This window comes from Paenibacillus mesotrionivorans, from assembly GCF_046098205.1.
In the GTDB taxonomy this organism is placed as follows: domain Bacteria; phylum Bacillota; class Bacilli; order Paenibacillales; family NBRC-103111; genus Paenibacillus_AR; species Paenibacillus_AR mesotrionivorans.
In genome coordinates this window covers 66,632-91,434 of sequence record NZ_JBJURJ010000009.1, presented here as the reverse complement: position 1 = coordinate 91,434, position 24,803 = coordinate 66,632, and the positions used below count along the sequence as shown (strand labels likewise).

At 54.0% G+C, this 24,803-nt stretch carries 23 protein-coding genes; 11 read left to right on the top strand and 12 right to left on the bottom strand.

Annotated elements, in window-relative coordinates; genetic code table 11:
- Positions 1-407: 407 nt before the first annotated feature.
- Entirely contained in the window at positions 408-2,033 is a 1,626-nt protein-coding gene (locus ACI1P1_RS15010) for a response regulator transcription factor (protein ID WP_416217221.1), read from the bottom strand.
- On the bottom strand, positions 2,008-3,768 hold the full coding sequence (locus ACI1P1_RS15005; RefSeq protein ID WP_416217220.1) for a sensor histidine kinase: 1,761 nt from the start codon (positions 3,766-3,768) through the stop codon (positions 2,008-2,010). The genes ACI1P1_RS15010 and ACI1P1_RS15005 overlap by 26 nt, the downstream gene beginning before the upstream one ends.
- Positions 3,769-4,161: 393 nt before the next feature.
- On the opposite strand from ACI1P1_RS15005, the gene ACI1P1_RS15000 reads away from it, so the two are divergent.
- The 3 genes from ACI1P1_RS15000 to ACI1P1_RS14990 all read left to right on the top strand — a co-directional run bounded on the left by ACI1P1_RS15000 (position 4,162) and on the right by ACI1P1_RS14990 (position 8,949).
- On the top strand, positions 4,162-5,217 hold the full coding sequence (locus ACI1P1_RS15000) for a LacI family DNA-binding transcriptional regulator (protein WP_416217219.1): 1,056 nt from the start codon (positions 4,162-4,164) through the stop codon (positions 5,215-5,217).
- Positions 5,218-6,123: 906 nt separating this feature from the next.
- Positions 6,124-8,559 carry a glycoside hydrolase family 94 protein gene (locus ACI1P1_RS14995; protein WP_416217218.1) on the top strand — a complete coding sequence of 812 codons (2,436 nt, stop codon included), beginning with the start codon at positions 6,124-6,126 and terminating at the stop codon, positions 8,557-8,559.
- A 195-nt stretch (positions 8,560-8,754) separates the two neighbouring features.
- Positions 8,755-8,949 carry a hypothetical protein gene (locus tag ACI1P1_RS14990; RefSeq protein WP_416217217.1) on the top strand — a complete coding sequence of 65 codons (195 nt, stop codon included), beginning with the start codon at positions 8,755-8,757 and terminating at the stop codon, positions 8,947-8,949.
- 553 nt (positions 8,950-9,502) lie between these two features.
- On the opposite strand, the gene ACI1P1_RS14985 is transcribed toward ACI1P1_RS14990, so the two are convergent.
- The 8 genes from ACI1P1_RS14985 to ACI1P1_RS14950 form a co-directional block, all read right to left on the bottom strand.
- Positions 9,503-9,934: a GNAT family N-acetyltransferase gene (locus ACI1P1_RS14985; protein ID WP_416217216.1), complete on the bottom strand. Its 432-nt coding sequence runs from the start codon at positions 9,932-9,934 to the stop codon at positions 9,503-9,505.
- A gap of 261 nt (positions 9,935-10,195) precedes the next feature.
- Positions 10,196-11,926, bottom strand: coding sequence for a phosphoenolpyruvate--protein phosphotransferase (gene ptsP, locus ACI1P1_RS14980; protein WP_416217215.1), 1,731 nt, complete (start codon positions 11,924-11,926; stop codon positions 10,196-10,198).
- A gap of 24 nt (positions 11,927-11,950) precedes the next feature.
- Positions 11,951-12,223 (bottom strand): HPr family phosphocarrier protein, encoded by a 273-nt coding sequence (locus tag ACI1P1_RS14975; protein WP_416217214.1) that lies wholly within the window; start codon positions 12,221-12,223, stop codon positions 11,951-11,953.
- Between the two features lie 25 nt (positions 12,224-12,248).
- Positions 12,249-12,701: a PTS sugar transporter subunit IIA gene (locus ACI1P1_RS14970; RefSeq protein WP_416217213.1), complete on the bottom strand. Its 453-nt coding sequence runs from the start codon at positions 12,699-12,701 to the stop codon at positions 12,249-12,251.
- A 142-nt stretch (positions 12,702-12,843) separates the two neighbouring features.
- Positions 12,844-14,235, bottom strand: coding sequence for a PTS fructose transporter subunit IIC (locus tag ACI1P1_RS14965; RefSeq protein WP_416217212.1), 1,392 nt, complete (start codon positions 14,233-14,235; stop codon positions 12,844-12,846).
- A gap of 42 nt (positions 14,236-14,277) precedes the next feature.
- On the bottom strand, positions 14,278-15,219 hold the full coding sequence (pfkB, locus tag ACI1P1_RS14960) for a 1-phosphofructokinase (RefSeq protein WP_416217211.1): 942 nt from the start codon (positions 15,217-15,219) through the stop codon (positions 14,278-14,280).
- Between the two features lie 3 nt (positions 15,220-15,222).
- On the bottom strand, positions 15,223-16,005 hold the full coding sequence (locus tag ACI1P1_RS14955) for a DeoR/GlpR family DNA-binding transcription regulator (protein ID WP_416217210.1): 783 nt from the start codon (positions 16,003-16,005) through the stop codon (positions 15,223-15,225).
- A 238-nt stretch (positions 16,006-16,243) separates the two neighbouring features.
- Positions 16,244-17,143, bottom strand: coding sequence for an aminoglycoside phosphotransferase family protein (locus ACI1P1_RS14950; RefSeq protein WP_416217209.1), 900 nt, complete (start codon positions 17,141-17,143; stop codon positions 16,244-16,246).
- Positions 17,144-17,277: 134 nt separating this feature from the next.
- On the opposite strand from ACI1P1_RS14950, the gene ACI1P1_RS14945 reads away from it, so the two are divergent.
- From ACI1P1_RS14945 to ACI1P1_RS14935, 3 genes are all read left to right on the top strand, one after another.
- Positions 17,278-17,712, top strand: a complete 435-nt coding sequence (locus ACI1P1_RS14945; RefSeq protein WP_416217208.1) for a NucA/NucB deoxyribonuclease domain-containing protein — start codon at positions 17,278-17,280, stop codon at positions 17,710-17,712.
- Between the two features lie 245 nt (positions 17,713-17,957).
- Positions 17,958-18,284 (top strand): PadR family transcriptional regulator, encoded by a 327-nt coding sequence (locus ACI1P1_RS14940; RefSeq protein ID WP_416217207.1) that lies wholly within the window; start codon positions 17,958-17,960, stop codon positions 18,282-18,284.
- 4 nt (positions 18,285-18,288) lie between these two features.
- On the top strand, positions 18,289-19,263 hold the full coding sequence (locus ACI1P1_RS14935; RefSeq protein ID WP_416217206.1) for a permease prefix domain 1-containing protein: 975 nt from the start codon (positions 18,289-18,291) through the stop codon (positions 19,261-19,263).
- 7 nt (positions 19,264-19,270) lie between these two features.
- Here ACI1P1_RS14935 and ACI1P1_RS14930 read toward each other — a convergent pair whose 3' ends face one another.
- Both ACI1P1_RS14930 and ACI1P1_RS14925 read right to left on the bottom strand, forming a co-directional pair.
- The gene (locus ACI1P1_RS14930; RefSeq protein ID WP_416217205.1) at positions 19,271-19,867 is read right to left on the bottom strand and encodes a hypothetical protein; all 597 of its coding nucleotides are present in this window, start codon (positions 19,865-19,867) and stop codon (positions 19,271-19,273) included.
- A 471-nt stretch (positions 19,868-20,338) separates the two neighbouring features.
- On the bottom strand, positions 20,339-20,701 hold the full coding sequence (locus tag ACI1P1_RS14925; protein WP_416217387.1) for a sensory rhodopsin transducer: 363 nt from the start codon (positions 20,699-20,701) through the stop codon (positions 20,339-20,341).
- A 250-nt stretch (positions 20,702-20,951) separates the two neighbouring features.
- Here ACI1P1_RS14925 and ACI1P1_RS14920 point away from each other — a divergent pair, with 250 nt between their 5' ends.
- The 5 genes from ACI1P1_RS14920 to ACI1P1_RS14900 are packed head-to-tail and all read left to right on the top strand — an operon-like array spanning position 20,952 to position 24,667.
- Positions 20,952-22,436: an alpha-N-arabinofuranosidase gene (locus ACI1P1_RS14920; protein ID WP_416217204.1), complete on the top strand. Its 1,485-nt coding sequence runs from the start codon at positions 20,952-20,954 to the stop codon at positions 22,434-22,436.
- Between the two features lie 34 nt (positions 22,437-22,470).
- Positions 22,471-22,746, top strand: coding sequence for a DUF6171 family protein (locus ACI1P1_RS14915; protein ID WP_416217203.1), 276 nt, complete (start codon positions 22,471-22,473; stop codon positions 22,744-22,746).
- A 2-nt stretch (positions 22,747-22,748) separates the two neighbouring features.
- Entirely contained in the window at positions 22,749-23,363 is a 615-nt protein-coding gene (locus tag ACI1P1_RS14910; RefSeq protein WP_416217202.1) for an RNA polymerase sigma factor, read from the top strand.
- Positions 23,344-23,880: a zf-HC2 domain-containing protein gene (locus ACI1P1_RS14905; protein WP_416217201.1), complete on the top strand. Its 537-nt coding sequence runs from the start codon at positions 23,344-23,346 to the stop codon at positions 23,878-23,880. The genes ACI1P1_RS14910 and ACI1P1_RS14905 overlap by 20 nt, the downstream gene beginning before the upstream one ends.
- A gap of 4 nt (positions 23,881-23,884) precedes the next feature.
- Positions 23,885-24,667: a YfjL-like protein gene (locus ACI1P1_RS14900; protein ID WP_416217199.1), complete on the top strand. Its 783-nt coding sequence runs from the start codon at positions 23,885-23,887 to the stop codon at positions 24,665-24,667.
- Positions 24,668-24,803: the final 136 nt, after the last annotated feature.

Below are 24,803 nucleotides of genomic sequence, written 5' to 3'. Positions count from 1 at the left end.
AATCGCAAACTATATACTGGCAGCACCTAAGCATCACTATTGTGACTTCGTGGAACGAAATGGAAAAGTTCCCAGTATCAACATGACACATTCCGACAATTCCCGCCCCAATCCCCTCGTTGGGGAAGATTTTTGTCAGGAACACCACCCTCCAATTCTCCTCACCCCCCTGCTCCTCTTCCCGTTTTACTCGGTTCTTGCTCCTCTATTCCTCTATCCCATTGCCCGCTCTTCCCTCGTTTTCTCGGACCACCAACCTGCGGCTGGACACAACAAAAAACCGCCTCCCTCCTGTTCAGGAGCGGAAGCGGCGCAGGCCTTAGAGACTGCGACGAAATAAGCTTATGCTTACGAAGTGGCGTTTGCTTTCGCAAACGCTCAAGTACCGCTAATTTCCTCGCAGCTCCTTACGGCAAACGGCGGTGCTTTTTGCGGTATTCGTGGGGGGACATGCCGGTCATTTTTTTGAACAGCTTGGCAAAATAAGAGAAATGGGTGTACCCGATAGCCTCGGCTACCGCCCCTACCTTAAGGTTGGATTCTTCCAGCAGGCGGCGGGCATATCCGATCTTCACCTCCAGCACATATTCCGTCAGGGACTGGCCGGTTTCCTTGCGGAACAGCCGGGACAGATAAGCCGGATTCAAAAATACATATGATGCCAGCTGCTCCCTCCCCAGCTCCTCCTGGGGATGCTGCTGGGCGTATTCCTTGATTTTGGCGATGATGGAGGATTGCTGCTGGGGCTCTCCGTGAACGGCCGTTCCGGTCCAATATTGCTCCAGGAGGCGGGCGCACCATTGCCGCAGGGCTGCCAGGGACTTCACAGGCGACAGGGTCATGGTCTCCTCCCGGCTATCCAGCGCCTCGCTCAGGGAAACCCCTTTTTTTACCGCGGAATCCAGACACAGGTGGGCAAGCCCGAAATAAACGGCCTGCAGCGTTTCAACGGATAGCTCCTCCCGCTCCAAACGGCTGAAATAACGGTTCAGCTGCTCCGTCAGCTCCCCTCGGCGCCCATTGTCCAGCAGCAGCCCCCACTCGGCCAGAGGCGGCGGCGGAGCGGGACGGGTTGCAGGTTTGCTCTCCGTGCTGGGAAGAATCACACTATTGGTCCGGGTGACATTGGCCCGTTCCGCCTCCAGAAGGCGCTGGTAGGCCTCCTCCAGACCGGTTATGCCTACCTCGCCGCCGATATAGCAGGACAGCCGGCAATGAAAATATTCATTGCAGGATTGAATGAAGGCCCCGCATTTCTCCGCAAGGGGCACCCCGTTATCCACCGCCGCATCCCCTGCATCAGCCCGGTAAAACAAAATCAGCCCGCTGCCGTTCCGCTCCCCCACGACAATGCCGGGGCTTCCGTCCAGCACCAGCTCCTCGGCAGCCTTACGGATGGCGTATTCCATAATTTCCTCATCCCGCGCGCCGAAATCCTGCTGCCACTGCTCAATGCTGATCAGCACCGGGAACAGCCGGTCCTCCGAGCCGAGAGGGATGTCATACTGGCGGAGGGCGGCATCCAGCTTCCCGCTCAGGAAGGCCGTGCGCCCTTGAATCACCTCCTGCCAGAAGCGCTCCACCAGAAGCGGCTTTTGGCTCTCCCAGAGGCTGTAATACTTCCGGTAAACACTCTGGTAGTCCTGAAGCTCCCGTTCGGAGCGGATCTTGTCCAGCAGCTGCAGGATAATCTCCGACAGCCTGTCATGGTCCACCGGCTTCAAGAGATAGCGGAAGGCCCCCATGGACAGCGCCTTTTGGGCGTAATTGAAGTTGGCATGGCCGGTAAGAAAAATCACCTCCGCATGGGGATGCTGCTCCCGGAGCCACTCTGCCAGGTCCAGACCGGACTGGCCCGGCATTTCGATATCCAGAATGACGATATCCGCCTCCCGCTCGGACAGCAGCTCCTTGGCCTGGCCCACATCATACGCCTCCAGGACCACCGATATCCCCAGCGCCTCCCAATCCATTCCCGCCGCCAGCCCTTTGACTGCATATTTCTCATCATCCACCAGTAGAACGTTGTACATGGTCTTCCCCGCCTTTTTCCAGTCTGGACTCCAAGGGCAGTATAATCAGCACCTCGGCGCCGCCGCCCTCTGCATTCTGCAGCACCACTTTTGCCTGGTCATCTGTAAAAATGGAAAGCCGCCGGATCACATTCCATATCCCCACATGCTCATCCTGAATAATCCGCCAATCGGCTCCGGCGAATTCATCCAGCCACTCTGCGGAGAATCCCACACCCGTATCCCGGATGGAGATGCGGGCCTCCCGTTCCTGACCTTGCCCGGTAATTTGGGCTTGGATGTATAAGTGAAACGGCTGATTCCGGTTTTTGAAGCCGTGGATCACCGCATTTTCGGCGAAGGGCTGGATGGTTAATGGAGGGATAGCCGCTGCCTTCAGCTCATCGCTGACGCTGATGTCAAAGACCAGATTATCCGGGTAACGGAGCCGCTGAATCTCCATATAGTTGGCCACATGCTGGAGCTCCTCGTCCAAGGTGATATGGGGCCGGTTGCTGTGGACGGTGAAGCGGAAGTAGTCCGCCAGATGGAGAGCCAGCTTCTTCAGAGTCTGGTAGTCCTTCAGCACCGCCAGGTTATACACGATGTTCAGGCTGTTCATATAAAAATGCGGGTTGATCTGCACCTGCAAATGCTTGTATTCCGCCTGCTGCACCCGCAGCTTTTCCTCGTAGACATTGATCTTGAGGGAGCGGATCTGGTCTGCCATATCGTTGAAAACAGCCATCACGTACGCGAACTCCCCCTTGCGGGCGGTGGGCAGCCGGGTATCCAGCTTGCCCTGGCCGATGCGACGCATCCCCTTGACCAATGCGGAGAAGGGTCCCACCAGGATGCGTTGAAGGATCAGGAAGTAGATGAACAGCACGATGAGCACACCGAAGGGTGTCACATAGATCGCTTTTTGGAAAAAGGGCAGTCCTCTGAGAATCGTAGTCTCGGGTATCGCCAGCATAAGCCGGAGGCCGGTAGCCAGGGAATCCGCCTTCACCAATAACATCTTTTCGCTGAGGCGTTCATCGTCGATCAGGAGATAGTTTCCCTTCTGGGTGGGGTTTTTCTCTGCATAACGGCCCCAGATATCGGCGCTGATCCGGGTATTGGACAGAAGGGTGTGGCTATTGTCCATAGCGGCAACCTCTCCTCCCGGACCCAGATTCCAGTTGCGCAGAGGGGCAATCAGCTTGTCCGGATGCACCAGAACCCCGGCGATGAGCTCGGAGGAAATGGATGCAATGATCACCATGGCATAACCGTCGGGGGTTTGCACCAGCTGCCATCTGCCGTCGCCATTTTGCGCCAGGGCATCGGCCATCAGTGTAATATTGCGGGTCTGGCGGTTATGGTCATCGGAGCTGGCCAGAAGCAGATCCTTATATACCGGCGAATAAATAAAGATGGAGCTGGTAACGTTGAAATAGCCGATGCCCGAGGTGAGCTTGCTCATGATGCGGATTTTGGTCAGGTAATATTCATTAGAGGAGGTCCCGAAGGCATAGAGGGTGGTGAAGTCCGGATCATTAACAAACCGGTACAAAAAAAGGCTGGTTTCATTCAGCATCTGGTCCGTGCTTTGGACATATTGTTGAAGCAAATTGTCATAGTTGCTGGAAATCTGCTCCCGCACGATCCGGATCGAGTACATGTTATTGTAGAACAGGAACACCACAATGGGCACGATGACAATGGCAAAGCCCAGAATAATTTTCAGCCTGACGGAATGATACCATTTCATGGACGGTCCTCCCTTGGTGAATGGAGCCGGAGCGTTGTTTCTGGACACAGATACAGATCCAGGCGGTTGGGAACGGAAACGGCAATGGGTTTGACGGCTCGGATGTCTACATCGGGAAACCTGAGAGCTCACCGCGGTATTGTATGCGTTCTCAAGCGGTCTGCCAAGCTTGGCCGCCGTTCCTGGTATCATCATGCCACGGTTTCCCAAAAACGTCCAGATGGCAATTTTATGCCGGGCAGGATGCCGCTGCGGGGATTTGCGAAGAATCTCTGGCCGCAGTAAGAGGCTCAGGCAGATTCACCACGTGTCTGAAAAAAATGTTGCCAGCGCTACCGGCAGCGGTTACAATATCCTTGTAAACGCGCGTTCACGAAAGGAGCTTTCCAGCACATGCGCAGTGAGGATATCGCCAGACTGGCGGGTGTGTCCAGAAGCACCGTCTCCCGTGTCATCAACAATTATTCCAACGTGCCGGAGGAAACCCGGCAGCGGGTGCTGAAGGTAATTGAGGAGCATCATTACGAGCCCAACACCTCCGCCCGTGTTCTGGCAGGCAAAGGAACGGACACCATCGGCCTGTTTGTGGTAAGCACCGCCGAACGGCCCGAGGTGAACCGGATTTATGACAACAGCTATTTCGCCCGGTTCGTGGATGCGGTGACGGATCATGCCAATGCCAAGGGCAGCTATGTGCTGATCCATACGGTTTATTCACCGGAGGACTTCCTCCGGGTGAAGCAGGCTTTCCTGCAAAAGCGCATCGACGGCGGGGTGATTGTCGGCTCCGGGCGGGATCCGCAGATGGTCAGCGAGCTGGCGGAGCTTCAGGCGCCGATTGTGCTCATCGACTACGATATTGCCGAGATCATCGGCAGCCGCCTGAACAAAAACAGACTGGCCGTAGTGAACTCCATGGATTACGAAGGCACCATGGCGGTGATGGAGCATCTCATCGGCCTGGGCCACAGGGAAATCGGTATCCTGGCCGGGCGGCTGGACACCTATTCTGGCCGGGAGCGCTTCAAGGCATATGAAATGGCGCTTCAGCACCACGGGTTGCCCATGCGGGAGGACTTTATCCTGCAGGGCCAGTTTCTGAAGGAAAAGGCCTATGCGGAGGCCGAGCGGCTGGCACGCTCTGACAAGCTGCCCACGGCGCTGTTCTGCGCCAATGATGATATGGCCATTTCGGCGCTGCAGGCCTTTACCCGCCACGGCATCCGGGTGCCGGAAGACATTTCGCTGGCAGGTTATGATGACGTGCCGTCCGCATCTCTGCTGTCTCCGGGTCTGACCACTGTCCGGCTGCCCATCTACGAGATGGCGCGGGCCGCCGTGGAGTCCATCAGCCGGATGCAGCAGAAAAAAAGCGGCTCCAGCTTCGAAACCGTGAGCTTCCCTGCGGAGTTCATCCAGCGCGGCTCCTGCCGGAGCATCGGGCCGTGAAGCCGCGGCGGCAACTGCGCCGGTTTGTCCTGTAATCCGGTCGTGTCGGACGGGGCAGCGGGGCTGACACCTTATTTAGCTCCCGGTTCTCTGAACAAATGGAGCGTTTGAACCCGATTTAACAAAATGCCGAGAGTATGGCAATTCAGTAAGCTATAGCGGCGCTCAGCTCCTTCAGCAGAGGTGGACTCTGCCGGTGCAGGGCTGGTGTAGGTCGGTGCAGGCCGGTTTAAGGCCGATGCGGCCTCCACTTTCCTGAAATAACTGCAAAAGTGCAGTTATTCCAGGCGGGGAGGGCCCTCCAGCACCACTTATCCTGCAAAAATACATTTATTTTTGAAAAGGCGGCCTTTTTGTCGGGGATGGGCAGGAAATAACTGCATTTTTGCAGGTAAAGCCGCTCAATGACCCCTACAGCCCAAAAATAACTGCACTTTTGCAGGATAGGACCACGTAGAGGAGGTTCGCTCGCCGTCGTAATCCCGTGGGGATGAGCGTGGAAGACGTGTCCAAGTTCTACCAATAGCGGAAGCCAATTTCCGCTATGGCCAGTACCAGCAGCAATAACCTAGGGTTAGCGGAACCCTTTTTCCGCTATTTCATTTGAGGAAACCATATTCTTCACTCCCGCGGGAGGATAGCGGAAAAATCGTTCCACTATTTAGCCGCGTACGCTGGAGGATCCGCCATTAGCGGAATTTTGCTTCCGTTATTTTTCTTACAACCTGACTCATGCTTCGCCTGGCACAGCCAGCTTCATGCCTGAATTACAGTTCCCGTGCTTGCCTGCGCTTAGCCCAATGCTTCGCCCAGGCCTGGCAGCGGGAGCTATACCCCAAAATAAACGCGCGTTCATAAAACGCCCGTTTATCATAAAATCTTCCTATCCGAAAGGAGTCGACCCCTTTGAAATTCGGCCATTTTGACGACCAGCGCAAAGAATACGTAATTACAACCCCTCAAACCCCCTATCCCTGGATTAATTACCTGGGCAACGAGAGCTTTTTCGGCCTCATTTCTAACACCTCCGGCGGCTATTGCTTTTACCGGGACGCGCGTTTACGGAGGCTGACCCGCTACCGCTACAACAATGTCCCCCTGGACAACGGCGGGCGGTACTTCTATCTGCATGATAACGGCGACTTCTGGACGCCTGGTTGGATGCCGGTAAAACGGGAACTGGATTTTTATGAATGCCGCCATGGTCTGGGCTATACCTCCATCACCGGTGAACGGAACGGCATCCGCGTCAGCCAGCTGGCCTTCATTCCCCTGGGCTTCAATGGAGAAGTGTACCAGGTCAAGGTGAAGAATACCGGCGACACCTCCAAAACCGTCACTCTTTTCTCCTTCATTGAGTTCTGTCTCTGGAACGCCTATGACGATATGACCAACTTCCAGCGGAACCTGAGCATCGGCGAGGTGGAGGTGGAGGATAACGCCATCTACCATAAGACGGAATACCGGGAACGCCGCAATCACTTCTCCTTTTTCTCGGTGAACCGTCCCTTCGACGGCTTCGACACCGACCGGGATACCTTCCTGGGCGCATACAACGGCTTTGATCGTCCCGATGTGGTAGCGGCCGGAGAATCCTCCAATTCCGTAGCCAGCGGCTGGTGCCCGGTAGGCTCCCACTCCTTCAAGCTGAGCCTTGCTCCCGGAGAAGAGCAGTCCCTGGTGTTTGTGCTGGGGTATGTGGAGAATCCCGAGGAGGAGAAATGGGAAAAGCCGGGTGTCATCAACAAATCCCGGGCCTATGAAATGATGAGCCGTTTCCCCGGCGACGGAGCCGTAGACCGTGCCCTGGCCGACCTGGCCGCTTATTGGGACCGCCTCCTGGGCAAATACGCCCTCGACACCAGCGACGACAAGCTGGCCCGGATGGTCAACATTTGGAACCCGTATCAATGTATGGTGACCTTTAATATGTCCCGCTCCGCCTCCTATTTCGAATCGGGCATCGGCCGGGGGATGGGCTTCCGGGACTCCAACCAGGATCTCCTGGGCTTCGTGCACCAGATTCCGGAACGCGCCAGAGAGCGGATTATCGACATTGCCTCCACCCAGTTCGAGGACGGCAGCGCCTACCACCAATATCAGCCTCTGACCAAAAAAGGCAACAACGAGGTGGGCGGCGGCTTCAACGATGATCCCCTGTGGCTGATTGTCGGCACGGCGGCGTACGTGAAGGAAACGGGGGATTTCAGCATCCTGGATGAGCAGGTTCCCTTCGATTGCAACCCGGACAATACGGCAACCCTGTTCGAGCATCTGAAGCGTTCCTTCTATCATGTCATCCACAACTTGGGCCCTCATGGCCTGCCGCTGATCGGCCGAGCGGACTGGAATGACTGCCTGAACCTGAACTGCTTCTCCAAGGAGCCAGGCGAGTCCTTCCAAACCACCGGCAACATCGACGGCCGTGTGGCTGAATCCGTGTTTATCGCAGGATTGTTCGTATTCACCGGGCCGGACTTCGCCGCTATATGCCGGCTGCGCGGGCTGGACGGGGAAGCCGAAGCCGCTGAGGCCGCTATTGAGGAAATGCGCAAAACCACCATGGACCACGGCTTTGACGGCGATTGGTTCCTGCGGGCCTACGATCATTTTGGCGATAAGGTGGGAAGCAAGGAAAATGCCGAGGGCCAGATTTTTATCGAGCCCCAAGGTATATGCGTCATGGCCGGCATCGGTGCGGAGGACGGCTCTGCCCTGAAGGCACTGGAGTCCGTGAAGGAGCGTCTGGAAACGCCGTACGGCATCGTGCTGCAAAATCCGCCCTACTCCACCTACTATCTCAACCTGGGCGAAATCTCCTCCTATCCGCCGGGCTACAAGGAAAATGCGGGGATTTTCTGCCACAATAATCCTTGGATCATGATCGCTGAAACCGTGCTGGGCCGGGGAGACAGAGCCTTCGAGATATACCGGAAGATCGCCCCCGCTTACCTGGAGGAGATCAGCGAAGTCCACAAGATGGAGCCGTATGTCTACTCCCAAATGATTGCCGGCAAGGACGCCGTACGCCACGGCGAAGCCAAAAACTCCTGGCTGACCGGAACCGCTGCCTGGAACTACATCGCCATTACACAAGCGATTCTCGGCATTAAGCCGGACTTCGGCGGCTTGCAGGTGGACCCCTGCATCCCTGCGGAGTGGGACGGCTACACCATTACCCGTGAATTCCGTGGAAGCACCTACGTCATCGCCGTCAAAAATCCGGAGCATGTATCCTGCGGCGTTAGCAGCGTCACCGTGGACGGACGGCCGGTGGAGGGTAATATTCTGCCTGTATTCCCGGAAGGCGGCGTCCATCAGGTGGAGGTTGTGCTGGGATAAAGTGGAGTCACCAGGCGCAACAGTTTTAAGCTGATATTCAGGTTTCATTCATCTGTTCTTAAGCTTTCTCCGGTAAACTGCCATCATAGACGTACCTTAGAGAGCAACAGCAGGAGAATAAGAAGGAAACGCAAGGCAAAAGCAAGAGCCCTTATCCGTTTTGGCCGCTGAGGCGACGGGTAAGGGCTTTTCGATATGCGGGGAGTTGGCGGCGCGGCGATTGTCGATAGATGGTGTGCAGCGGTTGACGGCAGATGGAGTGCGGTGGTTGGCGGCAGGCAGTGTGCGGCGGTTGTGGATGACGGTGCGCAGCGGTTGACGGCAGATGGAGTGCGGTGGTTGGCGGCAGGCAGTGTGCGGCGGTTGTGGATGACGGTGCGCAGCGGTTGACGGCAGATGGAGTGCGGTGGTTGGCGGCAGGCAGTGTGCGGCGGTTGTGGATGACGGTGCGCAGCGGTTGGCGGCAGATGGTGATACAGCTCCAGAATGATGGCGGTGTGACGGCTGCCAATCCAGGTTCCCGATCCTTATTTTTTAACGGAAGTGAGAGCCTTTATTTGCTCCAAAACACAGGTTTGGAAAATCTAACGGAAGCCAGAGACGTTATTGGTCCAAAATGAGGCTTCCCAGAGGCCTTTTGGTCCAAATAGCGGCTGTGGCCGCCGTTAGATTTTCAAACGCAGCAAATTCGCGGCAATAGCGGCTTGTACTTCCGTTAGAATCCCCCACGGCCTGGCGCTCTATCGTCCACAGCATAAAATGCCGGGTAAAATGCTAAGTTACACAACCGGGTGTGACAATTTTCCGTATAGATCGCTCCATGGCCTTGCCGAACGTCACCGGTGAACTTGACCAGCCCAAAAAAGCATCGGACGGTTCCCCTCAAGGAACCGCACCGATGCCCACACGCAAGTGTAATCCTTCTCACGCACTTCACGCCGCTTTAAGCCAGCGCTTTCTCCAATAGGGACTGGGCGGAAGCCGTCTGATAGCCATATTTGCGAAAAAAACCAACATTGACAAGGCGTCCGGAAACGCTCATCCGTTTGGCTCCAAGCTCGCCTGCGCGTTTCTCAGCGGTTTCGATTAAAAGCTCGCCGATCCCCTGCCCGTGAAACTCGGGGGCTACGCACAGCGCTTCAATGCAGGAGATGCCCGCTTCCCCCTGGGACAGCATAACCACACCCACCACTTTATGGCGCAGTACGGCCACATAGCTCAATCTCTCCGGCATATCCCGGATCACCCGCTCCCAGCTGAACTCCCCGGGATTCTCCAGACCGGCCGTCCGCCATGCCTCCTGTACCAGCTCCGCTACCGCTTCCGCATGCGCATTCGCGCAGCAGGTGACAACCACTTCTTGCTCCAGTCTCATGCTCAGGATCACCCATTTCCAATTGATTGTATGTTGTACTTATTATAAAACAGCCAACAGAAAATGGGAATAAAGTTTGTTGTATTTTTCACAAGCGCAGGAGCGATTGGCACAAATCCGCCATACTCCCGGACCTGCGAGACTCCCAGATTCGCTAAACTCACAAAGCGCTGCCACGAAATAAACCCCCGGCTTATCAGCCGGAGGCACATTATTGCATAAGCTGCCCGACAGAGAGGGCGGACGAATCTTCGTTCCATCTTATTGTCTTGCGTCCAAAAAAGCGGTCAACGCCCCGCGGATCTCCTCCGGTGTCTCCAGCTCCAGAACCTGCTCCGCCAGCTCCACACAATCGGTATGGCTGCATCCGGAGACGGTTTCCTTCACCTTATGGATGGACCCGGGGGACATGCTCCACTCATGGAGCCCCAGCCCCAGAAGCAGCGGCGCTGCCAGCCGGTCACCGGCCATGCTGCCGCACATACCCGCCCATTTGCCGTGGGCATTGGCCGCGTCAATCACATTCTTGATCAGCCGGATGACCGCCGGATGGAAATAATCATAGAGATAAGAGACCTTTTCGTTCATCCGGTCTACCGCTACCGTATACTGCACCAGGTCATTGGTGCCAATGCTGAAGAAGTCCACTTCCTTGGCGAAGCTGTGGGCCATTACCGCGGCAGACGGAATCTCCACCATGATGCCCAGCTCTACCTTCTCCGCCATGGGAGCCCCTTCCGCCTCCAGCTGCGTGCGAACCTCCGTATAGATGGCCTTCGCCTGCCGCCATTCCCCCAGCCCCGAGATCATGGGAAACATGATCTTCAAATTGCCGTAGGCGCTGGCCCGCAGCACTGCCCGAAGCTGGGTGCGCAGCAGCTCCTGCCGGTCCAGGCAAAGCCGGATGGCCCTGTAGCCCAGGAACGGGTTCATCTCCTTGGGGAGCTCCAGATACGGCAGCTCCTTGTCGCCGCCGATATCCAGCGTCCGGATCACCACCGGCTTGCCTTCCATGGATTCCGCCACCGTTTTGTATGCCTCAAACTGCAGCTGTTCGCCGGGCATAGACGGGCTGCCCATAAACAGGAACTCCGTGCGGTAAAGACCAACGGCCTCCGCTCCTTTGGCCAGCAGCCCCTCGGCTTCCGCCGGTGTTCCGATGTTGGCGGCGATCTCCACCCGGAAGCCGTCGGTGGTAGCAGCCGGGCGAGCGGCAAAACCTGCCAGACGCTCCCGTTCAGCCCGCTCCGAATCCATCAGCCGCAAAAATTCCTCCCGCACCTTCTCCTCAGGCCGCACATAACACTCTCCTGTGGAGCCGTTCAGGATCACCCAATCCCCATTGCGGATTTCGTCCAGCCCCGCACCTACCCCCAGCACTGCGGCAATCCCAAGGGATTGAGCCAAAATGGCCGTATGGGAGGTTTTGCCGCCGATGCGGGTCACAAACCCTTGCACGAGCGAACGGTCCAACTGCACCGTATCCGAGGGGGTCAGATCGTCGGCGATGAGCACCACTTCTCCATGGATATCGGCGAGACGAGCTCCTTGATGGTCCAGCACCTGGGCCAGCAGGCGGCTGCCCACATCCTTGATGTCCGCCGCCCGCTCCTGCATATAGGCGTTATCCATCTTTTCGAGGATACCCGCAATTTGCAGGGCAATCCGGCAAACGGCGGTTTCCGCGCTCCAGCCTTCTTTTATAATCAGCTGCTCCATGGGTGGGAAGAAAGTCGGGTCATTCAAAAAGCTGATCTGCCCCTTCAGAATACCCGCCTTCTCCTCACCCAGCTTCAGCTTGGTCTGTTCAATCAGCTCCGCCAGCTCCTCCAGACAACGTTCCTTAGCCTGGCGGAGTTTCTCCAGCTCCGTATCCGGAGCATCCGTTTTGCGCTCGGGTCTGCCTGCCAGCTTCAGGGGGGCATAAACAAAGGCAGTGCCCATCCGGACGCCTTCAGAGACACCAATGCCCTTAATGATTGTGGATGTCATGACATTTCCCTCCCGTCCTTCGGTTTATGCTTCGCCGAAGCCTTCCTCTACCAGCCTGGCCAGGGTTTCCACAGCCGGTTCCTCATCCGGGCCATCTGCCGTAATGGTCATCATAGCTCCTTTGGACAGCCCCAGCGTCATCAAACCGAGGATGCTTTTGGCATCGATGGCTGCGTCCTGCCCCTCCGGCTTCACGGTGATAGCCGATTGGAATGAACCTGCTTTTTCCGAAAACAGCTGGGCGGGACGGATATGAAAGCCCGCTTCGTTTCGGATGGTCACTTGTCTCTGCAGCATGGGAATCCTCCTCTATCCGGAAAAATTAGATATCAGCCAGCAACGCGGCCAATTCATCGTAATTAGCAACGGCCAAAAGCTTGCCCCGGAACTCCTCATCAATGAGCTTGCGGGAAATGGCGATAAGAATTTTCAGATGTTCGTTGCCTGCCGCCTCCTGAGGCACGGCGATCATAAACACCGCTTGGACAGGCTTGCCGTCCAGCGAAGCCCATTCCAGCGGCTGGTCCAGCTTGGCGAAGGCGATACCCGCCTTGGCTACGCCGGGGGACTTGCCGTGGGGAATGGCCACACCGAAGCCAATGCCTGTGGAGCCGGTGGCCTCCCGCTGCAGGACCGCCTCCAGATAGGCGGCTTTGTCGCTTAGACTGCCTGCTTCGGCAAGGCTGTCCACCAGGAGGCGGATCGCCTCCTCCTTGGACGGGGCGGATAGGGGGATCTTTACTGATTTTGCGTCTAACAGCTCGTTTACGGTCATGGCAATACCCTCCTGGTCGGATCATGGGATTGGTTGAATTTCAACTATTGAACAATTCAGCTACAGATTGTATGTCCGGCTTAGTGTTTCTCTATACCTAGGGTGTATCTGAAAACTCCGAGGGGAGGTTTTCAGACACGCCCTAACTTTTGGGTTGGAGAGGCTTCTTCAGCACAGCCAGCAGCAGCGCCGATACCAGCGTGCCAACGACGATGGACAAGGCATACCAGGCCACATGGTTAACGGCGTTGGGAATGGCCAGGACAAAGGCGCCGCCATGGGGTGCACGCAGGGTAATATCGAACATCATGGACATGGCACCGGTTACGGCAGAGCCGGCAATAATCGAAGGAATAACCCGGAAGGGATCACCTGCCGCAAAAGGGATGGCGCCTTCCGTAATGAAGGCCAAACCCAGCACGGAGGCGGCTTTGCCCGCATCACGCTCCTCGGTGGTAAATTTGTTCTTGGCAATCAGTGTAGCCAGCCACAAAGCCAGGGGAGGCGTCATGCCCGCGGCCATAACGGCAGCCATCGGGCCGTACACATTGCTGGCCAACAGGCCAACAGAGAAGGTATAAGCGGTTTTGTTCAGGGGGCCGCCCATATCGAAGGCCATCATACCGCCTAGAATGAGCCCTAGCAGAATAGCGTTGGTGGTGCCCAGTGCTTGCAGCCAATTGGTCAGGCCATCCATGACATATTTAATCGGTTCGCCGATCACATAAATCATCATAAGTCCGGTTACGGCGGTGGCCAGGAGAGGAATAATCAGAATGGGCTTCAATCCCTCCAGATTCCGCGGCATCTTGATGTGCTGCTTCATCCATTTGGCCACATATCCGGCCAGGAAACCGGCGATAATGCCGCCCAGGAAACCTGCGCCGATCTGGGAGGCCAGCATGCCTCCCACCAAACCGGGAGCCATACCAGGTTTTTCGGCAATGGAGAAGGCTATGAAGCCGGCCAGAATAGGCACCATCATCTGGAAGGCAGCACCTTTGCCGATATTCATCAAGGCTGCGGCCAATGTGCCCTCCTCCTTGAAGGCTTCAATCCCGAATACAAAGGACAAGGCGATCAGAAGTCCTCCCGCGACGACCAGAGGCAGCATGGCGGATACACCGGTCATCAGATGCTTGTAGGCGCCCTTCCGGGCCGCTCCCCGCTCAGCCTTCGCTTTTTCCACCTGACCGGCCAGGCCGGAGTTGGAGCTTTGGGGGGCTGCAGCAGGTTTATCCAGCGCTTCTTCAATCAGCCCCGCCGGATTCTTGATGGCTTGGGCAACGGGCACCTTCACCACCGGCTTGCCTGCGAAACGGCCCTCCAGCACATCCGTATCTGCAGCGATAATAATGGCATGGGCTTCAGCAATTTCCGTGTCAGACAGCTCATTCTCCACACCTACAGCGCCGCGGGTTTCCACCTTGATGTCGATCCCCTTCTCCCGGGCGGTCTTCAACAGGGATTCGGCAGCCATGTAGGTATGGGCGACGCCGGTGGGGCAAGCGGTGACAGCCAACAGCTTTTTCATATATCATTCATCCCCTTTTCTTAATCGTCTCTTAATCGTGTACTAAATGGAGAACAGGCTAACCTGATCCAATTTGGCTTCCACTTCATCGATGGTACATACCTGGGTGCCCGGTTTGGAGGCGGTGATGGTTCCCGCAGCCGAGGTGATCCGGGCCATCTCCTCCAGCGTCCGCCCGCCCAGCAGGCTGTAGACCATAGCCGCTACCATGGAATCTCCAGCCCCGACGGTGCTGACCGGCTGGATGGGAAAGGGCCTTGCCCGGTATGCCTCCGTTTCGCTGATGAGGATGGAACCATCTCCGCCCATAGATACCAGCACCAGCTTTACACCTTTATTCCGGATCAGCTCCCGGGCGGCCGACACCAGCTCTTCGTCCTCCTTCAATTGCCGTCCAAAATATAGCTCCAGCTCGTGAAGATTGGGTTTGATGGCGAAGGGTTTCGCCTCCACCCCCTCAGCAAAGGCCGGACCGTCCGCATCCAGAATTACCGGAACGTTCCGCTTGTGAGCCTCCTCAATCAGTGTCCGGTAATAGCCCGCAGATGCGCCCGGCGGAAGACTTCCCCCGATAACGGCATACCGAGCGCCTTCCAGGGCTGCCGCAAACCGGGCTGTAAACCGCTCCAGCACCCCTTCATCCACCTGGATGCCCCGTTCATTAAATTCGGTGGTTTGCCGGGTGCTTTCGTCCACCACCTTCAGGTTAACCCGGGTTTCTCCCTGCGCTTCCTCAAAGCCGCAGGCTATGCCTGCCTGCTCCAGCTTGTCCCGGAGCAGCCTGCTTTGGTAGCCGCCGGCCACAGCCAACGCGGCTGCGCTTACACCGAAGCCCGCTAACACCTTGGCCACGTTAATTCCCTTGCCGCCCGCGTCGATCCGGACCTCCTTGATCCGGTTCAATCCGGCCAGCTCAATTTTGTCCACATGGACGGTTTTATCTACAGCAGGGTTCATGGTTACAGTAACGACTGCAGGGTTCATGGGTCATTCTCCTTTTTCTGCCGCAATAGTCAGCTGTACGCCTGCTTCCTCCAACTCCTTCATGGCCGTTTCCGGCAGAAGGGGATCGGCGATCAGACGGTCAATATCCTTCAGATCCGCCACCTTGGCAAAAACGGATTTACCGTATTTACTGTGGTCCGCCAGCAGAATCACCTCGCGGCCGGCGTGGATCATCTTCCGCTTCATTTCCGCCTCGGTAATACTCGGTGTGGTCAACCCTGCAGCGGGGTCGATGCCGTTGATCGCCAAAAAGGTTTTGTCCACCCGCAGCTGCTCCAGCGCCCGCTCTGCCATGGGGCCGACCATCGCCAGTGTTTCATAGCGCACTGTACCGCCTGTCAGCACCAGGCTGATGTTGGACTGCTGGGCCAGCTCCTGGGCAACCACGATAGAATTGGTCACGACCGTCAGCCGGGGAATGGATTTGATGGCTTTGGCCAAATAATAAGTGGTAGTACCCGAGTCGAGGATGAGGGTGTCCCCTTCCCTGACCAACGCCGCGGCCTCCCGGGCAATGGCCTCCTTCTGGAGGCGGAAACGGTCCTCCTTCTCCACATAAGACGGTTCGGCATTATCTGCCTGGATAAGGGCCACAGCACCTCCATGGGTACGGCGGACCATCCCGCTTTCCTCCAGATCCTTCAGATCCCGTCTCACCGTGGATTCCGACACCTGAAAAGTCAGGGCCAGCTCCTGCACGGAAGCTCGTCCGGTATTTTGTATATGATCGCTTATCTGCTGCTTGCGTTCTTCTTCAAATAACAAGGGGGCTTCACCTCCTGAGCTAGCTTGCCCATTTGCAGTCATTTTATAAATGATAGGGTATAAACTGTGATTGTTTGCTCTCACTTATGATATTATATGATCATTATCGTTTTGTAAAGCGCTTTATTCAAAATAATCGTTCACAAATAATCACACATGCGCACAATCTTCCCTGATTCATGCACAAAAAAACGCCCGAGCCATATTTGGCTCAAGCGCCTCTATTCTCCTGATTTATTTATTCCCCCGCCTCCATCAAAAGCGCCTCCGCCAGCTCCACATGCTCTAGAGACGGCGCCAAGCGACTTTCCACATTCCAGCTTTCCGCCATGGCTGTTTCGATATAGAACAGCTGGCGGAGATCAGCCTCCGGCACCCCAAGCCGTTCCGCCAGACTGATTATGATCGTATTCATCCTTCTATATGTATCGGGCGTAATGATGTCGCCAACTTCATTCAGGATAAACCGCGGCAGTTCAAATACAGGGTCACCAATCACACCCTTGGGGTCGATGATCCGGTAAGTTCCGTTCTGCTCCAATAGGATATTGTCATGATGCAAATCGCCATGCAGCAAAACCCGCCGGGGATAGGTGTCCCATAATGCCTTGCAGAGCTTCTCCGCTTTTTGCATATGCCCGCACAGTCTGCGGTTCCCTTCTCTCTCACGCATATAACGTGCGATCCGCGTAACCCAACCCAGATAAGAAGGATATGCTTCGGCATCAGCTGGGGCAATATGCAATCCGGCAACCAAACCGGAAAATACGGACATTCTTTTGTCTAAAGAAGGCTCGTCCCGCAGGGGGGTTCCCGGAAGAAGCCGTTCCTCCAGCAGGGCTCCCTCCGCCGCATCCGCGGCAAACAACCGGCAAAACAGCTTGCCGTTATATTCCTCCAGAGCCTTTGCCTCCGTAGCCCGTTCCCGTTCGGGAGGACCCAGCTTTAGGACCGCCTTTCCGAATAGAGAGGACTCACCGGTAAATACACAGTTGGCCGAAAAGGAGTGCAGCAGCTCAAGCCCGCTTAGTCCCCATCTCTCTGAACATGTGGACAGCTTCTCTCCCAACCCTTCCCAGAATACCCTGCCAAAACGGCCTATAATTTGATCTGCTTCCTCAGCTGTAAAGCTGTACATAAGCATTGCCTCCAGTTTCCGACCTTACCATTTATTGTACTGTACAGCCTGTCCGGCACTCAACCGGAGAATGCTCCGGGTCTTTACATCCCCGGCCGCTGCCCCTACAATATCCATGAGGTGAAGCCGCTCTAATGAAAAAATACATAAGAATTGTCCTCCTGCTGCTTGTTGTGGGCGCTCTCTACTATGCCCAGGTGAACGGATATATCGATATCCGCTTTGATGAAGAAACAGGTACAGGCGAAACTGTGACGCTTCATTTCCCGGCGGACCGTTACCCGGAAACGGCCCTCCATATTAAAGAGGCTATCGCCGCCGGAGAGTCCCCGACCTGCACCCTGGACAGAAAAGGCGCCGACGAAAACCGCAAGGAATCCCTGAAGGGTATTCCCACCAAAACCGGCTATGACCGGGATGAATGGCCGATGGCCATGTGCGCGGAGGGCGGTGCGGGTGCGGATATCAAATATATCGACCCCTCCGACAACCGGGGAGCAGGAAGCTGGGTCAGCAACCAGCTGGAGCAATACCCGGACGGCACCCGCGTACAATTTGTCGTTCCGTGAGCATTTTTTGGGGAAGATGAGCATGTGCGGCATCATATGAAAAATCCTTGTTTTCCGGAGGCTTAGAATGAACCTGCCCGGTATGCTGACAGGAATCTGCAGCGGCTGCGGCAGGTTTTCTTTTGTAAACTACTTTATCTGTCGTAGTAATTATGCTACAATGTTTTTACTACGACAGACGAAGTACGTTAGACGTAGTAATAAAGCGGAAAACAACCGGCTAAACCGGAAAGGAGGCCCGGCGTGTGATCAGCAGCGATGTAATCCGGGGTTATAACGACACCATGATTCTGTATATGCTCCTCGACGGAGAGTCATATGGCTATGAAATCTCCAAGAACATCAAGAAGCTTTCCGAGGAGAAATACATTATGAAGGAAACCACGCTTTATTCCGCTTTTACGCGGCTGGAGAATAACGGCTATATCGAATCGTTCCATAAGGACGAAACCTTGGGCAAAAGACGGACCTATTACCGCATGACACCGGCGGGTTTCGCTTATTATCAGGACAAATGCAGAGAATGGCTGGTTACCCAAGAGGTTGTCAATAAATTTATAAAGGAGCTGTGACGGCATGGACACAATCGCCAGTTATCTGGATAACATGTTCGCTTCCCTCCCCCGTACAAGGCAGATGCTCACTCTGAAGGAAGAAATGCTTGCCACCATGGAGGAGAAATATCAGGAGCTGAAGCAGGAGGGCAAAACGGAAAACGAAGCGGTGGGCATCGTCATTTCCGAGTTCGGCAACATCGATGAGTTAATGGCGGAGCTGAATATCCCCTTGGCTTCTGAGGAGGTGGTTCTACCCGTTGTTACAGAGGAAGAAATCCACAGCTTTTTGAAGCTAAAGAAAACCTCAGGGCTGCTGATCGGAATCGGTGTTTTTATGTGTCTGGCGGGGGTTGCCCTGCTGGTCTTCATCTCGACTCTGGTTGAGAACAGCCAGCCCGGCGGTCTGCTGTCGGAGGATTCCGGTTATATGGTGGGGCTTGCCGGCTTGTTCGCCCTTATGGTGCCGGCTATCGGCATCTTCATCTATACGGGTATGAAGCTGGAGAAGTACAAACATCTGCAGGGGGACTTCGTCATTGCCCCCTCCCTGAAGGCTATGCTGGAGAGCAGGAAGGCCGCCTTCGCTCCCACATACACCTTTTCTCTTATCACCGGGGTTTGTTTGGCCGTGATTTCCCCGGTTGCCATCTTCATCGCATCCGCGGTGGGAGAGCAATCCGCCACCTATGGCGTATCCGTCATGCTGATCCTTGTGGGGATTGCCGTGATCCTGTTTATTTATTTCGGGTCCATCCGGGAGAGCTACAACATGCTGCTCCAGCAGGAGGATTTTACGAAGGAGAAAAAGGAGGTCAACCGCGTGATCGGTGCAGTTGCCTCCATTGTGTGGCCGGTGGCCACCTGTATTTTCCTGATTAGCGGCTTCGTCTATGGCATGTGGCATATCAATTGGGTGGTATTCCCTGTCACCGGCATCCTCTTCGGCACCTTCTGCGGCGCCTACAGCATCCTCAAGGAGCGCGGGCGGGCGTAAACCGGCATTATTTAGCCGCAGCTGTTTTGAATTGCTTTCTCACTTCCACATACATTTCATTGGCTTCCGGGTCTGTGCCGTCCGGCCCAAAAGCGAATCCAACCTTACCGTCCATCAATAAGATGACGGTTTCTTTTTTCTCATCCCCTTGTACAAGCACCGCTTCAGCGGTTTGGCCATCCTCCACGATCTTAATCGTTTCAGCTGCCTTGGGATTTTTTATTGCCTCGTAGGTGGGAGTCATCGGATTCTTCTCCCCATTATCCATCAGTTCATAGAGCGGCTTTGCATCATCATGTACGTTTTCGGCGATGAATTTTTTGCGGGCCTCCGCATCCGTCCCGTTCATCATCACGTTGACGAAGTCCAGCGCCATTTTTTCCGTGGGCTTCAAATCCTTCCCGGTGCTTTTTGCAGCGGCGGATGCTGCCGGTGCGGACGCAGCCGGAGCAGATGCCGCCGGAGCAGAAGCGGCTGGTGCCGATACAGCAGGCGAGCTGGCGCCCGCGCTGTTTGATGTGTCTCCGCAGGCCGTAAAGAACAAGGCGGAGGCGGCAAGAAGCCCGATTGTTGTTGCTGCCTTCATAGTTTTTGCTGTTTTCACGTTAGTTCCCTCACTTTGAATTGTTCTCCATCGGCTGGAGGAGTTACTCTGTCAGTCATCTTTTTACAATTCATTGCAACTTTATATACATCGCATTGCAACCCACATATCTCCAGAATTATACAATAATTCGACCTATTCCACTATATTTTTCTAAAATCTTATTAGATTTTTACTTGAATTATGATAATTTGTCGAACTTTAACTTTTAAAATGAAAATAAGATTATAATTAGATATTTTACCTATAGAAGGAATTTTTTCGCGCCGCGCAGGATGTTCCCAAAAAATCAAAAGCAGCCAAGAAGGTTATCCTTGGCTGCTTCTGCGGCCGTGCCTTGCCTTATTCTATAACTGCGCTTTCAAAAATGTTGATACTTTACAATAATTCAAATCCTTTGGGTATAAAAAACGAAAGAAGACATAAGGCCATTGTTAACCTCATGTCTTCTTGTGCTTCATACTGTGAATCTTACAACGGATACGCCATCGTAGTCATCAGGCTGTTCTCGGCCTGGGTGGAATCCAGCCGGCTGTATTGGACGATAACCGGCACATTGCTCTCTACTTCCATGGCATAGGGAACGCCTACCGGAATGCCCACGCCGTCCTTGATCAGGGAGCTTGTCCGGATATGCTTGGTTCGTTTGGCAGGGCAGACAGCCGGCACCTTCTCCAGCGGAGCTTGATCCTCGTAATAAACGGTCACCAGAATGTGCGCGTCCTCGTCGCCGCAATTCAATACGCAAATGGATTCGTGGCTCAACAGCTCGCCCTTGCTCACCGGAGGGATGAAGCCGTCCGGAATATACCAATTCAATGCACCCTTGCCCATGTTCAAAAAGCACCTCCGCAGGTTGTGGTCATTCTCGTTATCAATGCATTTCCCCTCTATCATAACGGTCCCGGGAAAGTGAAGCAATAGCCTGCCGGAAGTTTTCACAGAAAAACAAATTAATTCGGAAGTAAAAACAGATCACTGTAAAAAAGCAGGATATTGCGGTAAAAAAGCAGCTTTGGTTATGTTCGTCCCATTTTTCCCGTGATAAGGTAAGGGTATTCCAAGGTATAAGGAGCCATATGCCATGACTGAGCTGAAGATTGACGCCGCCAAAACCGCCGGCACCATTAACCGCAATATTTACGGCCATTTTGCCGAGCATCTGGGTAGGTGCATCTATGAAGGAATCTGGGTGGGAGAGGATTCCCCCATTCCCAATACCAAGGGGCTTCGCAACGATGTGACTGCCGCCTTGAAAGGGCTGAATATTCCTGTACTCCGTTGGCCGGGGGGCTGCTTCGCCGACGAATACCACTGGATGGACGGCATCGGACCGAAGGAAAACCGGCCGCGGATGGTGAATACGCATTGGGGCGGTACGGTGGAGAACAACCATTTTGGCACCCACGAGTTTATGGAGCTGTGTGAGCAGTTGGGTACGGAGCCGTATATCAACGGCAATGTAGGCAGCGGCACTGTCTACGAAATGCAGCAATGGATGGAGTACCTGACCTTTGACGGAGAGTCCCCTATGGCCAATCTGCGAAAGCTTAATGGCCGGGAAGAGCCCTGGAAGGTCAAATATTTCGGCGTGGGCAATGAAAGCTGGGGCTGCGGCGGCAATATGCGTCCGGAATATTATGCGGATGAGTACCGCCGCTACGGCACTTATGTACGGAACTACGGGGACAATAAGGTATACAAAATTGCCTGCGGAGCCAGCGAAGGGGATTATCACTGGACCGAGGTGCTGATGCGCGAAGCCGGCCGGCATATGCATGGCCTGAGCCTCCACTACTATACGCTGCCCACAGGAAATTGGCAGAACAAGGGCTCCGCCACCGAATTTGACTCCACCGCATGGTTCGAAACCCTGCGCCGCACCCTGTACATGGAGGAGCTGTTAACGAAACACTCCGCCATTATGGATAAATACGATCCCGAAAAACGCGTGGGGCTGATTGTGGACGAATGGGGTACCTGGTACAATGTGGAGCCGGGCACCAACCCGGGTTTCCTGTACCAGCAGAACTCCCTGCGCGACGCTCTGGTGGCGGGCATCAACCTGAATCTGTTTCACCAGCATTGCGACCGTGTCCAAATGGCCAATATTGCACAGACCGTTAACGTGCTGCAGGCGATGATCCTGACCGAAGGGGAAAAAATGGTGCTCACCCCCACCTACCATGTGTTCGAAATGTTCAAGGTCCATCAGGACGCCGAGCTAGTGCCGGTTGAGCTGGAGAGCCCTTCTTATACGCTGGGAGCCGTCTCTATTCCGCAGTTGTCGGTTTCCTGCTCCCGCAATGCCGAAGGCAAGCTGCATCTTTCCCTGTGCAATCTGCACCATGCCGAAGCAGCTCCCGTGCAAGTGAAGCTGTCCGGTTTAACTGACGCAGCTCCCGAGCTGAGCGGCCGGATTCTGGCCCATGATTCCCTGCAGGCCCATAATACCTTTGCCGATCCGGAGAAGGTGAAGCCTGCGGCGTTTACAGCTCTGGAGTGGAAGGATGGAGTGCTGTCGGCTACCCTGCCTCCTGCCTCCGTTGCTGTTATTGCCATCGGCTAACGGTCCAGTTTGTCCGAAAGGAGCGCGGTAAACCATGAGGCCCGGCTGCAAAGGCTGTATGGAAGTGGATACTGAAGCGGAGGTGGAACGCCTGTGGAAGCGGATGAAGCTGCGAGAGGGCGAAGCGGTGAGTGATGCGGTGTACGAAGCGCGTGTAGCCGCTTGCGAATCCTGCGAGGCCTTGCTGGGCGGCTCCACCTGCCGCCATTGCGGCTGTCTGGTCCGCTACCGGGCCCGGCTGACAGACGGGGTATGTCCTTGTCCGGGCGGCTCCATGTGGGAGGAGCTTGTAAAGAAAGGAATTCCATAGTCATGATTCTTGTAAAGCTGTTTGCTTCGGCAAACAGTTTTTTTATATGCTGTAACAAAATGAAGGAATATGACACTAATCCAATGAAGGGGGAGCGTATGGCCAAAATAAATATGAAAACCATTTATGAACAATATAAACATGATGTGTATTCCTACCTATTGAGCCTTACGCATAACAAATCCCTTTCAGAGGATTTGACGTCGGAGGTTTTTCTTGGAGCAATCAAAGCATTGCCAGCATTCAGAGGTACTTCGAGTATAAAAACCTGGCTGTTTTCGATTGCCCGGAACAAATGGTATGAGCATCTGAGAAAAAGCAAAAAAGAGCTAGTCTCTATGGATTTCATGAGATTCTATTTATTGGAAGACACAAGCTTGGAAGCTGCCTTGATAACAAATGAACTCGCAGACAGGATCTATGCACTTTTAGAGCAAGAGCTGGCCATAAGCAAGGATATCGTATTTATGCGGGTGCATGGATATTCTTATTATGAAATTGCACAGAAACACAACGTTTCAGAGAGTTCAGCAAGAGTAATTCATTTTCGTACCTTAGGCAGAATCCGGGCGCATCTGTTGAAGGAGGGATACATCAATGAATCAGATTTCTTGTGATGTTTGCTTGGATTTAATGCCGCTCGTAAAGGATGGCATTGCCAGTGAAGAGAGTTGTTCTTTGGTATTGAGCCATATTGAGGGGTGCGAACATTGTGCCAAGGCCTATGGCCGAACAAAAGCGACAAATGCAGGTATGGATGATGCCGTAGTTTTGACTAAACTCAAAAAGCAAATCACACTAATTTTACTGAGTGTTATTTTTGCCGGAACATTAATCGGGATGGCCCTCTCCGACGGTATGGGTATGTTCTACAATGCGATTATAATGCCCGTGATTGGCGGATTTGGGTACATGCTACTTCGAAAAAAAGCCTATTTGGTCCCTTTAGGTTTGTTCCTGTTTTCATTTATTTGGGTATCCATCCGGGAGATTGCTAAAGGTTCTTTGACTTACTCACCCACGTCTAACTTACTCCTTATGTCAGCCTGGTGGTCTGCTTTCTTTGCTGTATTTACTGCAATAGGTGCTTTGATTGGCTATCTTTTACATTACGCATTTAAGAAAGAGGTATAAGGAAATGAAAAGAAGAACCAAAAAGATACTAGCCGGAATAACCGGTATTGGACTAATCGTATTATTGCTTTCTTTTGTAAACAGCTTTGTAGGCAATCCCGTATCCAAGGTGTTAGCGAAAAAAGCCGCTCAACAATACATAGAGACAAATTATAATAGCCTGAATCTGGAGATCCAAAAGTCCAATTACAATTTCAAATTCAACTCTTATTATGTATTCGTACAGTCCAGCACAAGCATGGATACTGCTTTTAATATCTATGTGGACAGTTATGGAAATGTCATTCGTGATGATTATGAATTTGAGGTTGCCAATCACTTCACCACCTTCCGAAGATTGGATGATGAGCTCCGGAAGCTTGGTAACGAAATACTTGGCGGCAAGCTGGATTATGATTTTGACCATATCTCACTTCCTTTTGTCAAGGAAGGCACTTTCGAAACGCTTGAGCGCGATATGAAGTTGGATATCCACAATCCTCCACTGCCGCTTATGGTAAATGTGGTATTGTTTAGTCATGATGTTTCCTACAGTAAAATTGCTGAGGTTGCAAAAGCGGTAGAAGCGGTTTTACAAGAGGAGGATATTCCTGTCCGGGAATACAACATCCGTATTTTGCCGCTAGCTGATAAACCACAAAGTGATAAACAGGCAGTATCATGGGTCAATTCACTTTCTATTTCTTCTTATCCTGCAGACCGAATGGATAAGGAGAATTTACCGTTGGCAATGGAGCAGTTTGAAACAGGACGGGTTGCCGAGATGAATGAAAAAGGTAAAAAATGAGGTTGCATTCCTCAGCGGCCAGCTCTATAATGTTCATTAATTCGGATTGACGCGAGGAGTTATGTTATGACCAGCGCCACATTCATCTGCAGGAGCAGCCATTATTATCACAAAAAGCGTTAGCACCCCTGAGGGT

Bases quoted from the DNA above. Each gene is read 5' to 3' on its own strand.
- ACI1P1_RS15010 (WP_416217221.1), bottom strand. From the start codon at position 2,033: ATGTACAACGTTCTACTGGTGGATGATGAGAAATATGCAGTCAAAGGG.
- ACI1P1_RS14905 (WP_416217201.1), top strand. From the start codon at position 23,344: ATGAATCAGATTTCTTGTGATGTTTGCTTGGATTTAATGCCGCTCGTA.
- ptsP (WP_416217215.1), bottom strand. From the start codon at position 11,926: ATGACATCCACAATCATTAAGGGCATTGGTGTCTCTGAAGGCGTCCGG.
- ACI1P1_RS14975 (WP_416217214.1), bottom strand. From the start codon at position 12,223: ATGCTGCAGAGACAAGTGACCATCCGAAACGAAGCGGGCTTTCATATC.
- ACI1P1_RS14920 (WP_416217204.1), top strand. From the start codon at position 20,952: ATGACTGAGCTGAAGATTGACGCCGCCAAAACCGCCGGCACCATTAAC.
- ACI1P1_RS15000 (WP_416217219.1), top strand. From the start codon at position 4,162: ATGCGCAGTGAGGATATCGCCAGACTGGCGGGTGTGTCCAGAAGCACC.
- ACI1P1_RS14900 (WP_416217199.1), top strand. From the start codon at position 23,885: ATGAAAAGAAGAACCAAAAAGATACTAGCCGGAATAACCGGTATTGGA.
- ACI1P1_RS14945 (WP_416217208.1), top strand. From the start codon at position 17,278: ATGAAAAAATACATAAGAATTGTCCTCCTGCTGCTTGTTGTGGGCGCT.
- ACI1P1_RS14950 (WP_416217209.1), bottom strand. From the start codon at position 17,143: ATGTACAGCTTTACAGCTGAGGAAGCAGATCAAATTATAGGCCGTTTT.
- ACI1P1_RS14970 (WP_416217213.1), bottom strand. From the start codon at position 12,701: ATGACCGTAAACGAGCTGTTAGACGCAAAATCAGTAAAGATCCCCCTA.
- ACI1P1_RS14965 (WP_416217212.1), bottom strand. From the start codon at position 14,235: ATGAAAAAGCTGTTGGCTGTCACCGCTTGCCCCACCGGCGTCGCCCAT.
- ACI1P1_RS14925 (WP_416217387.1), bottom strand. From the start codon at position 20,701: ATGGGCAAGGGTGCATTGAATTGGTATATTCCGGACGGCTTCATCCCT.
- ACI1P1_RS14990 (WP_416217217.1), top strand. From the start codon at position 8,755: ATGCGGGGAGTTGGCGGCGCGGCGATTGTCGATAGATGGTGTGCAGCG.
- pfkB (WP_416217211.1), bottom strand. From the start codon at position 15,219: ATGAACCCTGCAGTCGTTACTGTAACCATGAACCCTGCTGTAGATAAA.
- ACI1P1_RS14935 (WP_416217206.1), top strand. From the start codon at position 18,289: ATGGACACAATCGCCAGTTATCTGGATAACATGTTCGCTTCCCTCCCC.
- ACI1P1_RS15005 (WP_416217220.1), bottom strand. From the start codon at position 3,768: ATGAAATGGTATCATTCCGTCAGGCTGAAAATTATTCTGGGCTTTGCC.
- ACI1P1_RS14910 (WP_416217202.1), top strand. From the start codon at position 22,749: ATGATTCTTGTAAAGCTGTTTGCTTCGGCAAACAGTTTTTTTATATGC.
- ACI1P1_RS14915 (WP_416217203.1), top strand. From the start codon at position 22,471: ATGAGGCCCGGCTGCAAAGGCTGTATGGAAGTGGATACTGAAGCGGAG.
- ACI1P1_RS14985 (WP_416217216.1), bottom strand. From the start codon at position 9,934: ATGAGACTGGAGCAAGAAGTGGTTGTCACCTGCTGCGCGAATGCGCAT.